The organism is Gordonia sp. (in: high G+C Gram-positive bacteria), assembly GCF_020438995.1.
GTDB lineage: Bacteria > Actinomycetota > Actinomycetes > Mycobacteriales > Mycobacteriaceae > Gordonia.
On sequence record NZ_JAGQTN010000275.1, the window covers coordinates 67,360 to 80,449 of the forward strand.

Sequence of the window (13,090 nt, forward strand, 5' to 3'; positions counted from 1 at the left end):
ATGACACCGAAGATGCACTCTCGTCGGCGGTGTCAATTCAGTTCGATCGTCGTCAGGCCTTCGCTATCGCCGATGACCAGTCGCGATCCGTTTCCGAGCAATGTGGCCGGCGCGATCCGCCGGCGAAGTACCTCGACGATTGTCCCGGTGTGGGGGTTCCAGAGGCGGATAGTCCTGTCGGTGCCGGCGGAGGCCAGGAGGGTGTCTCCGGTGCTGGTGGTGGTGACCGCGAGCGCTGACACCGGGCCGTCGTGGCCGGTAAGTGGGTGACCGTGGGCGGTTCCGGTGCGGGGGTTCCAGAGCCGGATGGTTCCGTCTTTGCCTGCTGAGGCAAGGAGGGGTTCGCCCGTGCTGTCGCCGATGGCCGCGAGCGCGCTCACCCAGCCGGTGTGGCCGGTGAGTGGGTGGCCGTGTGGGGTGCCGGTGTAGGGGTTCCAGAGCCGGATTGTGAGGTCCGCACTCGCGGAGGCCAGCAGGGGCTCGCCTGTGTCGGTGGTGGTGACCGCGAGCGCCGACACCTTGTCGTCGTGGCCGGTGAGTGGTTTGCCGCGGGCGGTACCCGTGTGGGGGTTCCAGAATCGGATGGTTCGGTCGGCGCCGCCGGAGGCCAGGAGGGTTTCTCCGGTGCAGGTGATGGTCGTGAGCGCCCGGACCGGGCCGGTATGGCCGACGAGTGGGGTGCCATGGGGAGTGCCGGTGTGGGGGTTCCAGAGTCGGATCGTGCCGTCGTCGCCGGCTGAGGCCAGGAGCGGGTCACCGGTGCAGCTGGTGGTCACCGTGAGCGCCCGCACCGGGCCCGTATGGCCGGTGAGTGGGTGGCCGTGTGGGGTGCCGGTGTGGGGGTTCCAGAGTCGGATGGTGCCGTCGTCGCCGGCTGAGGCCAGGAGTGGGTCGCCGGTGCTGGTGGCGATGACCGCGAGCGCCCGTACCGGGCCCGAGTGAGCGATGATTGTGAGGACACTGTCGTCAGTTGAGATATTGCTCCACAGTGTGCGGTACAGCGGAGCGAATCCTGCCGGGTTGATGAGGGAAAGTGCGCCGACCGCCGCCGCGCTCTCGAGCACATACGCGAGATTGGCTGTGGGGTCGTCCCCGAGCAGCGGTCGGGCGCGGCGGTAGACACGGACGATCTCGGTGCTTGCCGGGGTCGCGTCGATGAGCAGTGGTGTCAGAGTCATGGGATCGGCCGTGGCGAGGAACCCGCCGTCCCTGATCAGGTCGTCGAGGGTTCCGGCCGGCCCGGCGTACGCGTGCTGGGCGAGGTAGGTGCTGACATAGGGGTGGGCGCGGTCCCAACGCCGGGCATCGGTGCTGTCTGTGGGGACGGTGCGCACAAGTGCACGGGTGATCTCGTACTCGATATCTTTGGTGCCTGCTTCGGCATTGCCCGATTCGGTGGGGGCGGTTGCCGACAGCCGCAGATATCGTGACAACTCTTCGTGGAACGGGCGAAAGACCGAGCGTCCGCCCGGGCCGAGGTCTTCGATGATGAAGGCGCCCGCGTCATTCAGGAGCGTGCGCACATCGTCATCGCTGATGGGGGCGTCGCCGACAGAAGTGTGCAGGTGTGCGTCCTCGTTGCGTAGTCCCGCGAGCGTTCGGGCGATCTGCACCCAGATCATTTCCCACGGCAGTCCCGGCCCGCGAGCCCAGGCGAGAGCCTCGAGCAGCGCACGCATGGTGGGCGCTCGGGCGCCGAATCGGTCGAGATCTTCTTTGAAGGCGTCACTGAGGCCGTTCGGCAGCAGTTCGGTCCAATGCGCGGTTGACGGGTCGACACGCTCCGGGCGTGCGCGTAGCGCGTGCGCGATCACCCGGGCCACGAGAAAAGATTCGACGCGGTGATCGGTCGCACGATCGGCGATGGCAGATGCGACGGCAACCGTGTCGGGATGCCCGAGCGCATACGGACTGTCGGTATCCGGTTCGTGCGTTGCAGCGAGTAGGTGCGATATGTAGTCGGTGAGTGCGGCAGGGTCGTGATATGCGGCCGTATCCAGGTCGAGCGTCATCGCCGGCATGTCAGGGGGCGGCAGAACGTGTCGTCGTGCGCCGAAGACGACGCGAACCCCGCACTGCGTCAGTGGCAGGAGCAGGTCGTCGCGGACCGAGTGCGGTTTGGTGGCCTCGTCGACCGCGTCGACCAAAACTATCCGCCCCGGTGGTGATGCGTTGTTTCGCAGCAGTTCGAGGAGTGAGTGTGCCCCGTGCGCGTCCAGTTCGAGGTCGGTCGCGATACGCGCCCCGATCTGATCGGCATTGAGGCCCCGGGCGTGAATGGCGACGATATCGGTCGCTCCGGGCAACGATTGCGCGGCTTGATGCGCGAGTGAGGTCGTTGTCGTGTGCCGCAAGAGGTTGTCGCGGGTGGCGTCGTCGGCCAGGAGTGTCATCAGTGCCAGCAGCGACGACTTGCCGGTTCCGGGGCTGCCGGTGACGACAGCGAGCTCGGTCTCGTCAGGATCGGTGATCCACTGTGCGAGGTCGGTTGCCGCCCGGAGGCGTCCGGTGCGTCCGGCCAGGTAGAACCCCGTGGCCGCGGGGCTGTCGGTGCCACGTGCCTTCGACGTCCAGTGCTGGGCATCGACGGTGAGGCCGGCGACGTCGGGCATAAAGCCCGGGTTGGGGAAGAACGGTGGATTGCCGGTGAGTCGGCCATTCGGAGGAAAGAGTTCAGACGTCTGATTTGCTTGCGAGCGTTCGAGTCCGGTGTTCACCTTCCCGAGGAGGGTGAGCAGGGGTATTTCACGCGGTGATGCGCCGACAGTCGTATCGGTCAATGCCTGCGCCAGCGATTTGGTGAACAGCCCTGCGCCGGCCCACTGTCTGTCGCCGGCCGTGGCCCAGATCCACAGGTTGGTGTGTACCGGGTTCTTTCGCTGCGTGAGCAGTGCGTCTTGCAATACCTCGAGTGCGCCGCCCCCGGAGAAGCAGCAGTCGAGAATGATCAGGGTGAGTGCCTGCTCCGGGTGGAGATCGCCGGTGTCGGTGCGGTTGGCGATGAGCGGTGGAACATCAACGACCTTCACGCCGGTGTCCGGGAGGCTCGCCTTATCGAAGTCGGTGGTAATGAGGTGGTAACCCTCGTGTTTGATGTCGTCGCCGTGGCCGGTGTAATAGATCACGACGATCTCGCCTTCGGCTCTGGCCCGCCGGATCGCCTCACGGAATACGTTTCGGCCTGGGTCCAGCAGATATCCCGATGGGGCGAAACGCGTCTCGAATCCCAATGGCGTCAACAGATCGACGATGCCGCCCAAGATATCCGGCACCATGTCCCGATCGTCATACTCGTTGTCGGTGTAGGTTTCGGTGCCGATGGCGAAAAGAATCCTGCGCGGCATGTTCTGAGCTATTCCGTTAACACCCGCCATACCGCCAAGTCATATCACGATCCGGGTGCCCAGGGCATGGGCTCACCATCACGCCGCGGCGATGACGAGGACGGCGTCGAGGTGGATGCCGTGGGCGGCGAGTACGCGGGCGGACTCGGCGGCGGTGGTGCCGGTGGTGATCACGTCGTCGATGAGAACGGTGACGGCGCGCGGATGCAGGTGCGCGTCCCTTCGCAGCCGGACTCTGCCCGAGAGGTTGCGGGCGCGTTCGGGTGCCGACAGGCCGGCGGAGTCCGCGGTCCAGGCCGCCGTGAACAGGGCCGGCGTCACCCGGACGCGGGGACCGAGTCGCGACGCCGCGGTCCGGGCCATTGCCGTGACCGGGTCACCGCCTCGGCGGCGGGCCGAGGTGGCGCGAGTCGGGGCCGGCACGAGTTGCAGCAGAGTGACATCGGGAAGCTCACCCCAGCGGGCAAGGGTACGAAGCGCGTGTGCCAGTGCGTCGCCGAGCGGGGCCGCCAGGTCGGTCCGGCCGTGGTCCTTCGCCGCGATGACCGCGCGCCGGGCCGGGCCCCGGTAGCGGGCACACGCCCACGCCGGCGCCGGAACCGGGACCCGGGTGGTCACCTGTTCGGGTGAATCGGCCAGCACCGCGGCGCAGCGCGGACACCACCCGATACCCGGACTATCGCACCCCCCGCAGCACAGCGGTACGGCCAGATCGGCGCCCGCGCGAACCACTTTCCGGCAGAATGCCTTCCACTGTTGTTGCGTGCTCATCCGGTTCACCCTGCCAGTGCGCGCGGCCGGAGCCAACGGCGTTGTCCACACTCGGCGCGGAGACGGTCCGGCGGATCAATTCGTTCCCACTGACCGACATGCTGACCGGAAACGTAGCCGTCCGCCGAACTTAGGGCTACGGTCGAATACACGTTGGGTGACCGTCGATGACGACGGCCGCCCGGGGCCGCCGGGAGAGGGCGGTTCGTGCGCCAGGGAGGTGATAGCGCGTTCGTGAGTGTCAGCCGTCGGCTGGCATGGCCACCATCCCCGACCCACGGAATTCGGAGCCGTCCGGATTCGCCGAGGCGGGCACAATCCGTCGACCGCACCGCCACCGCAGGTGAGATTCCTTTTCAGCACAATAGGATTCGCCTTGGTTTCGGAGATATCCGGAGAACTGTCTGTCCGATCGCGAACAACGGTGACCGCGTGGGCCCGGGAAGCAACACAGGAGGAAATTGCATGTCCAGTGTCATCCACCGCAAGGGCCAGCGTGAATCAAAAGTCGACGCGCGCACGATCCGCGACGACGAAATCGAGTCGGCATTCGTCGTGCCGCCGGGGACCGTCCAGTCCGCCGAGCCCGCGGAGCCTGACGCCGCCGTCGAATTCACCGGCCGGAACGTGGTGATACCCGACCACTACCGGGTCCACGTCCGTGACAAACTCGCTCGGCTCGAACGATTCGATCCTGGGATCTTCCGCTTCGACGTACGGCTGAGCCACGAACGCAACCGCAGGCTGTCCAAGGTGTGTCAGCAGGTGGAACTCACCGCCAAGGGCAAGGGTCCGGTGGTACGCGGGCAGGCCAGTGGTGAAAACTTCTACGCCGCACTCGAATCGGCCGTCAGCAAGCTCGAATCCGGTCTGCGCCGGGTCAAGGACCGCCGGCGCGTCTCGCGGGGCAGCCGCACCCCGATATCGGTGGCCGCGGCGACCGAGGTCGGCGCACCGCCACTGCGTGGCGATCAGCTCACCGAGACGCTGACGCGCCCCGTCGCCGACGACGTCGAACAGACCTGGGACGACGGCGTCACCGAGCACAGCCCCGGACAGATCGTCCGCATCAAGGAGCACAAGGCGCCGCCGATGACCGTCGATGACGCGCTGTACGAGATGGAACTGGTCGGGCACGACTTCTTCCTGTTCCACGACAAGGAAACCGACAAACCGTCCGTCGTGTACCGCCGGCATGCGTTCGACTACGGACTGATCCGCCTGGCCGAGACGCACTGACGGCCGTATGCGCCGGTAGCACGTATCGAAAAACACCACTGCCGGGGTGGGGTATGCACACGTACCCCACCCCGGCAGTGGGCCGTCGGCCTGCGAGTGTGCCGGTAAGCGTCTACTCAGACTGCCTGAGTACGATGGGCTGCGATCTATGCTCTGACGATCAGAGTTGGGAATTCGGGGCGTCGGACGGACGGTTCCGAGGGACTTCAGTGAGGATTGGCAACACGGTGCTGAACAAGCTGCTGCGCATGGGCGAGGGCCGCATGGTTAAACGGCTCGATGCGATCGCATCGCACGTAGAGGCGCTCTCCGACGAGATGGAGGCCTTGTCCGACGCGGAGCTGAGCGCCAAGACCGACGAGTTCAAGAAGCGCTACGCCGGCGGCGAGTCGCTCGACGAGTTGCTTGTCGAGGCGTTCGCGGTGGCCAGGGAGGCCGCTTGGCGAGTGCTCGACCAGAAGCACTTCCATGTCCAGATCATGGGCGGTGCGGCGCTGCACTACGGCAATATCGCCGAGATGAAGACCGGTGAGGGCAAGACCCTGACCTGTGTACTGCCCGCCTACCTCAACGCGATCTCCGGCGACGGCGTGCACGTGGTCACCGTCAACGATTACCTGGCCAAACGTGACTCCGAGTGGATGGGCCGGGTGCACCGCTTCCTGGGCCTGGAGACCGCGGTGATCCTCACCGGGATGAGTCCCGCCGCGCGCCGCGACGCCTATCACGCCGACATCACCTACGGCACCAACAACGAATTCGGCTTCGACTATCTCAAAGACAACATGGCACACACGCTCGATGAACTCGTTCAGCGTGGCTACAACTTCGCGATCGTCGACGAGGTCGACTCGATCCTCATCGACGAGGCCCGCACCCCGCTGATCATCTCGGGCCCCACCGACTCGTCGAGCAAGTGGTACGCCGAGTTCGCCCGCATCGCACCGTTGCTGGACAAGGACGTCCACTACGAGGTCGATATCAAGAAGAAAACCGTGGGCGTGCATGAGGCGGGCGTCGAGTTCGTCGAGGATCAGCTCGGCATCGACAACCTGTACGAGGCGGCCAACTCGCAGCTGGTCGGCTACCTGAACAACGCCATCAAGGTCAAGGAACTGTTCCACCGCGACAAGGACTACATCGTCCGCAACGGCGAGGTGGTGATCGTCGACGAGTTCACCGGCCGTGTGCTCGACGGCCGCCGCTTCAACGAGGGACTCCACCAGGCCATCGAGGCCAAGGAAAAGGTGGAGATCAAGGCCGAGAACCAGACGCTGGCCACGATCACGCTGCAGAACTATTTCCGCATGTACGACAAGCTCGCGGGAATGACCGGCACCGCCGAGACCGAGGCCGCCGAGTTCGACCAGATCTACAAGCTCGGTGTGCTGCCGATCCCCACCAACAAGCCGATGATCCGCAAGGATCAGACCGACCTCATCTACAAGACCGAGGAGGCCAAGTTCGCCGCGGTCGTCGACGACATCACCGAACGTCACGAGAAGGGGCAACCGGTGCTGATCGGTACCACGAGCGTCGAACGCTCCGAGTACCTGTCGCGCCAGCTCGAGAAGCGCGGTATCCCGCATTCGGTGCTCAACGCCAAGTATCACGAGCAGGAAGCGCAGATCGTGGCCGAGGCCGGCACGCTCGGCGCGGTCACCGTCGCCACCAACATGGCCGGCCGCGGTACCGACGTCGTGCTCGGGGGTAACCCCGACATCATCGCCGACATGCGTCTGCGCAAGGCCGGACTCGACCCGGTGACGACGCCGGAGGAGTACGAGGCGGCGTGGGACGAGGCCATCGCGGTCGCCCGGGACAACGCCGCCGAGCAGGCCAAGGCCGTGCGCGAGGCCGGCGGCCTGTACGTGCTGGGCACCGAACGCCACGAATCACGGCGTATCGACAACCAGCTGCGTGGCCGCTCCGGCCGTCAGGGCGACCCGGGCGAGTCCCGTTTCTACCTCTCGCTCGGCGACGAGTTGATGCGCCGGTTCAACGGCGCGGCGCTCGAGATGATCATGACCCGTGTCAACCTGCCCGACGACGTGCCGATCGAGGCCAAGATGGTCACCAAGGCCATCCGCAGTGCGCAGACGCAGGTCGAGCAGCAGAACTTCGAGGTCCGCAAGAACGTCCTCAAGTACGACGAGGTGATGAACGAGCAGCGCAAGGTCATCTACGGAGAACGCCGCACCATCCTCGAAGGCGAGGATCACGCCGACGAGGTGCAGCGGATGATCGACGACGTCGTCAGCGCCTACGTCGACGGTGCCACCGCCGAGGGCTATGCCGAGGACTGGGACGTCGACGAACTATGGCGCGCCATGCGGACCCTGTACCCGCTCGACCTCGATCCCGACCTGGTCTTCCGCACCGACATCGACGGGGCGCGAGACGACGTCACCCCCGAAGAACTGCGCGACGCGCTGCTCGACGACGCCCACAAGGCGTATGCCGCGCGTGAGGCCGAGATCGATCAGGTCGCCGGCGAGGGCGCGATGCGTCAACTCGAGCGCAGCATCCTGCTCAACGTGATCGACCGCAAGTGGCGCGATCATCTCTATGAGATGGATTATCTGCGCGAAGGCATTCATCTGCGGTCGATGGCCCAGCGTGATCCGGTCGCCGAGTACCAGCGTGAGGGTTACGACATGTTCACCGGGATGCTCGAGGGCATCAAGGAGGAGGCCCTCGGCTTCCTGTACAACGTGCAGGTGCAGACGCAGGAGATCGAGCCCGCGCCGTCGCTGATCAAGCCTGTGCCGGCGCCGAGGTTGTCGGCGGCGGCTGCCGGTGCCGACGCCGATACGGAGTCCGCGGGCAATCGGGCCCCGGCGGCGTTGCGGGCGAGTGGCGCCGACCAGAGCACGTCGGCCTCGGGCGTGATCTACACCGGTCCGGCCGAGGACGGCGGCGTCGAGACCCTCACCGACGAGCAGGAAGAGGGCGATCCGGTCCTGGCGGCGCCCCGCCGGGACCGCCGGGCCGCCAAGCGGGCCAACTCGAAGAATCGTACCAAGCCACCGAAGTCGAAGAAGCAGCGGAACTGAGGTCGGAAAGATCCATGTAACGGCGTGTCGCGGGGCGGCACGCCGTTGCACTTTATTTGGTGAAAAAAATTCCGGTTCGGATGGAACCAAACGGTGTTTCGCTGCGTCTGATCCCCATGCAGACACCGCTCCCCATGCAGACACCGCTCCCCATACACACACCGCGAGTCGTGATTCGATCCGCCCCGGACTACGAACACCCGGCCGCGCTCGTCGCGTCCCGTAACCGCACAACGGCGCGGCAGGTCCCGGACGGCAATCGCCCCGAGCCCGAACCTGCCGGCGTCCGTCACGAGGGCGCCGTGGTGCGCAGGTTCGCAGTCGGCGCCCTCACAGTCCTGTTCGAGGCGCTCGACGGCCGCCGCGGTTTCGGGCAGCTGTCCACGTCCGTGTCACCGGAACTGACCGACAGGTTCAGAGTCCTGAGACAGCTCGGGGTGCGACCGCACGCGCGGGATCTCGCACCGGCGGCCGCGGGTTCGGCGACACTGCGTCGCGTCCACGTGCAGATGAGCGGCGAGGCTACGGCGCGCATCTTCGGCAGCTACACGATCGGGGGCCGCGTGCGTGCCTTCTGCGGCGTCGCCGTACGCTCGCCGCACAGGATTCCCCGGCCGATCGACGCGGACGTGCTCATGCCGGCGCGCTGGGAGTACCGGTGGCAGCTCACCGCACTCGACTTCTGCTGAGCGGGACGGTGCGGGTGGAGCGGGGATCGCCCGACACGGCTGTGGGCACCGGGTACCGTTATGCCGGTGATGGATCGAGGTGCCCCATGGCGCGGCTGAGTCCCCGGGATGCGACGTTCTACTTCCTCGACGAGGCCGGATCGACGACGCACCTCGGTGCCCTGCTGATCGTCACCCCGGACGGCCCCGGCACGGCCAAGGGCGGCGCCGCATCCGGCAAGGCGGCCTCGGCGAAGGACGCTTCCGCCACGAAGCGGCCGGTGCTCGACTACAAGCACCTGGTGGAGCTCATCGAGAACCGCCTGCAGCTGGTGCCGCGGTACCGGCAGCTGGTCATCCCGGTGACGATGGGTCTGGCCCGCCCGGTGTGGGCCGACGATCCCGACTTCGACATCAATTTCCACATCCGGCGTGCCGGGCTGCCCGCGCCGGGGGGTCCCGCACAGCTCGACGACCTGGTGGCGCGCATCATGTCGCGGCCATTGGACCGGACGCGGCCGCTATGGGAGGCATACCTGATCGAGGGCCTGGCCGACGGCAAGCTGGCCGTCCTGACCAAGTCGCATCGCTGTCTGGTCGACGAGGACACCCATCGCGAGATCAGCGAGGTCCTCACCGACGAGACCCGCGAGCAGGAGAAGATGCCCGAGGATCTGTGGATGGCGCGGTCGGTGCCGAGCGGTTCACAGTTGGCGCTGGGTGCCATCGCCGAGGCGGTGGCGCGGCCGGGTGACCTGGTCAGCTCGGTCCTCACCGGCAACGGCCTGGTCGCCGAGGTCCGTTCGCTGGCCGGGCGCACGGTGCGGCGCACCGGCTCGCTGGTTCAGCAGGTTATGGATTCGGCGCCGGCGAGTCCGCTGAACCGCTCGAGCACTCCCACCCGCTCGTTCGCCGAGGCGTCGGTACAGCGCCGGGGCTGCGCCAAGATCGCCGAACGCTATAACTGCACGGTCAACGATGTCGTGCTGTCCATCATCAGCGGGGTGCTGCGGCGCTGGAAGCTGTCGGTGGAGGCGACGATCGCGCCGGGTGACACGGTGCGGGTGGTGTTGCCGCTGTCCTCGCGTGACCCGTCGGTGCAGCGGCGGATGGATGCCGAACCTCGGACGGTGGCCGTCGGAACACCCGGATTCGTCACCGATCTTCCTGTCGGAGAAGACAACCCGTCGATGCGGCTGGTGCAGGTCGCCGGTCTGGCCAATCGCTACGCGCATTCCTCGCGCCGGGTGTCGATGGGCATCCGCCCGATCCTTCCCGAACTGGGCGTGGTGCCCTTTCCAGAGTTCAGCTCCCGGGCGCTCAGCAGTATCACGAGTCGTCCCTACAACGTCCCGGTGACCATGCCCAGTGCCCCGATATCGCGCAGATACATTGCGGGGCAGAAGGTTTCGGAACTCTACGCGGTGCCGGCATTCATGCAGCAGCATGCGCTGGCGATCGGCGTCGTCGAATACTGTGGCGCATTGCTGTTCTCGTTCATCGCCGACCAAGGGGTGCTACCGGACCTGGGTGCGATGGCCGAGTACGTCACCGAGTCCTACGATGAGCTCTTCGCCGTGCTGTGAGACGCACTGCGAGAAGCGGTTAGGCTTGCCGGTCATGAGGGTTTACCTGCCTGCGACCTTGGCGATGCTGATGCGGCTCAACGAGGTGGGGGAGTTCACGCCGATTGGCGGTACCGCGTTCGCGCTCACACCGGCCCTGCGCGAGGCGTATCTGTCCGGTGACGACGAAGAACTGTCGGAGGCTGCGATGCGGGAGGCGGCCAGGGCTTCGCTGCGCCTGCTGGCCGCAGAAGCGGACGGGCCGGGGCAGTCGGACGGGTCAGGACCGGCCGGTGAGAGGCCGCGATTCCCGCCGCGCCGGGTGGTGGTGGCCGCCGATGTCGACGAGGTGAAGCCGCGGCCCGATCTCGACGCCGCGGTGGTCAAGGTGCCCGGGCCGGTACCGCTGTCGGCGATCGCGTCGGTGCATGTCGACGTCTCCGATGCAGAAGATGCGGTGCGCGCGGCGGTGCTCGTCGTCGACGCGGCGGACCTCGGCGATGAGGATGCCGAGCTGGCCGTCGGCGATGTGGAGGACTTCGATCTGGCCTGGTATGCGACGCAGGAGCTGCCGTTCCTGCTCGAACTGCTCTGACCGAACCCGCACCGAGGTGGCCGCCGACGTCAGGTTCCGGTACCGTAACCTACGCAAGCGTAGGTTGTCTCCGTAACTGGGATTGAAGGTGTTCATGGTCATGGGTGTGCAGGAACGCGGAACCGGCGATCGGGAGCCCCGTTCGCGGTCCTGGCGGGAACGTTTCGAGGCGCCGGTTGCCGAGGTGGCCTCGCGTAACCGCGCGGCCAACTGGGTCCGGGCCGCCGCCGCCCGGATCACCACGCCGCTGCTGCCCGACGACTATCTGCACCTGGCCAATCCGCTGTGGTCTGCCCGTGAGCTGCGCGGCAAGATCGTGTCGGTCACCGGCGAGACCGAGGATTCGGCCACCATCCGCATCAAACCGGGCTGGGGGTTCTCCTTCGACTACGCCGCCGGCCAGTACGTCGGTATCGGGGTGCTGGTGGACGGCCGCTGGACGTGGCGCTCGTATTCGCTGACCTCGGTGCCAGACATCTCGCAGGCTGACAAGACGATCTCGATCACGGTCAAGGCGATGCCCGAGGGCTTCCTGTCGACGCACCTGGTCAACGGCCTGCAGCCGGGAACCATCGTCCGTCTGGCCGCCCCGCGCGGTGAGTTCGTGCTGCCCGATCCGCTGCCGGAGAAGATCCTGTTCGCCACCGCCGGCAGTGGGATCACCCCAATCATCTCGATGCTGCGGATGATCCGTCATCGCGGGCAGCGCACCGATCTCGTCGTCGTCCATTCGGCGCCGACCCCCGACGACCTGCTGTTCGGTGACGAACTCGACGAGTTGTCCCGGGACGGCTTCGCCACCGTGCACACCGTGTTCACGCGCTCGGGCGGCAAGCTGACCGAGCGGCGCATCGCCGAACTCTGTCCCGATCTCGCCGACCGGCAGGCCTGGGCCTGTGGTCCGGCCGGGTTCCTGGAGTTGCTTGAGCGGACGTTCGCCGACGCGGGTGCCCCCGGCAACCTGCACATCGAACGTTTCGCCCTCGAACGCGGCGCGTCGGGTGCGCAGGGTGGGCAGGTGACGTTCGGCCGCAGTGGGAAGTCCGCGACCGTCGACGGCGCGACCACCCTGCTGGAGGCCGGCGAGAACGAGGGCGTGCTGATGCCGTTCGGTTGCCGGATGGGCATCTGCCAGAGCTGCGTGGTCATGATCGACAAGGGCGCTGTCCGCGACCTGCGCACCGGCGTCGAACACGTGGAAGGCGAGCGTGTGCAGACCTGTGTCAGCGCCGCCGCGGGGGATTGCACGCTCGACGTGTGAGGCCAGTAGGTCACAAACATCGGAGACCGCAAAAGGGTGTGTCTCCCCGATCCTATGGGGGATCGGGGAGACACACCCTTTTCTCACGGCCGGAGAGGGAGGGGACCCGGACCGGAAGGCTGTGTCGGCGGCGGGCTCAGCGCTCGCAGGCGATGCCGTCGTTGTCGTAGTCGAGGCGCTTGTTGTGGTTGTAGACGTTGGTGTTCACTGTGTAGCCGCGCACCTGCCGCCGGCCTTGGGTGGTGCGGTCGCGGGCGCCGGCGCGGGCCACGCCGTGCGGGTAGGTGCGGTTGAGCGCGGCGCACGATCCGAACGTGGTGATCCGCTTCTGGGTGGGTGTCTGCTGGTGATTGCCGGGGTTCTGGTTGCTTTGGTTCTGGTTGCTTTGGTTCTGGGGACCGCTGGGTGCCGCCGACGCGATGGGGGCGAAGGCGCCCATCATGATCGTTCCGGCGGCGAGCGCCGAACCTGCGATTACCGTGACCTTCGTCATCTTTGCCATGCGTAAGAACGTATGGGCCGGAGCTTGGGACGGCCTGCGCCGTGCCTGTGTGTTGCCTGTCGCCCGGATCGGGAGGCGGGCGGTACTGG

At 66.7% G+C, this 13,090-nt stretch carries 9 protein-coding genes; 6 read left to right on the forward strand and 3 right to left on the reverse strand.

Annotated features, from left to right (window positions below; genetic code table 11):
• Nucleotides 1–32: 32 nt before the first annotated feature.
• Nucleotides 33–3,374 (reverse strand): caspase family protein, encoded by a 3,342-nt coding sequence (locus KDB67_RS19720; RefSeq protein WP_291019613.1) that lies wholly within the window; start codon nucleotides 3,372–3,374, stop codon nucleotides 33–35.
• A gap of 48 nt (nucleotides 3,375–3,422) precedes the next feature.
• The gene (locus tag KDB67_RS19725) at nucleotides 3,423–4,115 is read right to left on the reverse strand and encodes a ComF family protein (RefSeq protein WP_291019615.1); all 693 of its coding nucleotides are present in this window, start codon (nucleotides 4,113–4,115) and stop codon (nucleotides 3,423–3,425) included.
• A gap of 465 nt (nucleotides 4,116–4,580) precedes the next feature.
• Here KDB67_RS19725 and raiA point away from each other — a divergent pair, with 465 nt between their 5' ends.
• From raiA to KDB67_RS19755, 6 genes are all read left to right on the forward strand, one after another.
• On the forward strand, nucleotides 4,581–5,354 hold the full coding sequence (raiA, locus tag KDB67_RS19730) for a ribosome-associated translation inhibitor RaiA (protein ID WP_291019617.1): 774 nt from the start codon (nucleotides 4,581–4,583) through the stop codon (nucleotides 5,352–5,354).
• A 227-nt stretch (nucleotides 5,355–5,581) separates the two neighbouring features.
• Nucleotides 5,582–8,410 (forward strand): preprotein translocase subunit SecA, encoded by a 2,829-nt coding sequence (gene secA / locus KDB67_RS19735; RefSeq protein WP_291019675.1) that lies wholly within the window; start codon nucleotides 5,582–5,584, stop codon nucleotides 8,408–8,410.
• Nucleotides 8,411–8,580: 170 nt separating this feature from the next.
• The gene (locus tag KDB67_RS19740; RefSeq protein WP_291019619.1) at nucleotides 8,581–9,099 is read left to right on the forward strand and encodes an Rv3235 family protein; all 519 of its coding nucleotides are present in this window, start codon (nucleotides 8,581–8,583) and stop codon (nucleotides 9,097–9,099) included.
• Between the two features lie 86 nt (nucleotides 9,100–9,185).
• Nucleotides 9,186–10,664 carry a wax ester/triacylglycerol synthase domain-containing protein gene (locus KDB67_RS19745; protein WP_291019621.1) on the forward strand — a complete coding sequence of 493 codons (1,479 nt, stop codon included), beginning with the start codon at nucleotides 9,186–9,188 and terminating at the stop codon, nucleotides 10,662–10,664.
• Nucleotides 10,665–10,698: 34 nt separating this feature from the next.
• Complete coding sequence (locus tag KDB67_RS19750) at nucleotides 10,699–11,238, forward strand: hypothetical protein (protein ID WP_291019623.1); 540 nt, start codon at nucleotides 10,699–10,701, stop codon at nucleotides 11,236–11,238.
• Between the two features lie 100 nt (nucleotides 11,239–11,338).
• Nucleotides 11,339–12,499: a ferredoxin reductase gene (locus tag KDB67_RS19755; RefSeq protein ID WP_291019624.1), complete on the forward strand. Its 1,161-nt coding sequence runs from the start codon at nucleotides 11,339–11,341 to the stop codon at nucleotides 12,497–12,499.
• A 136-nt stretch (nucleotides 12,500–12,635) separates the two neighbouring features.
• Here KDB67_RS19755 and KDB67_RS19760 read toward each other — a convergent pair whose 3' ends face one another.
• Nucleotides 12,636–13,001: an excalibur calcium-binding domain-containing protein gene (locus tag KDB67_RS19760; protein WP_291019625.1), complete on the reverse strand. Its 366-nt coding sequence runs from the start codon at nucleotides 12,999–13,001 to the stop codon at nucleotides 12,636–12,638.
• Nucleotides 13,002–13,090: the final 89 nt, after the last annotated feature.

Coding starts and splice junctions, on each gene's coding strand:
- KDB67_RS19760 (WP_291019625.1), bottom strand. CDS start 13,001: ATGGCAAAGATGACGAAGGTCACGGTAATCGCAGGTTCGGCGCTCGCC.
- raiA (WP_291019617.1), top strand. CDS start 4,581: ATGTCCAGTGTCATCCACCGCAAGGGCCAGCGTGAATCAAAAGTCGAC.
- KDB67_RS19720 (WP_291019613.1), bottom strand. CDS start 3,374: ATGGCGGGTGTTAACGGAATAGCTCAGAACATGCCGCGCAGGATTCTT.
- KDB67_RS19725 (WP_291019615.1), bottom strand. CDS start 4,115: ATGAGCACGCAACAACAGTGGAAGGCATTCTGCCGGAAAGTGGTTCGC.
- KDB67_RS19745 (WP_291019621.1), top strand. CDS start 9,186: ATGGCGCGGCTGAGTCCCCGGGATGCGACGTTCTACTTCCTCGACGAG.
- KDB67_RS19755 (WP_291019624.1), top strand. CDS start 11,339: ATGGGTGTGCAGGAACGCGGAACCGGCGATCGGGAGCCCCGTTCGCGG.
- KDB67_RS19750 (WP_291019623.1), top strand. CDS start 10,699: ATGAGGGTTTACCTGCCTGCGACCTTGGCGATGCTGATGCGGCTCAAC.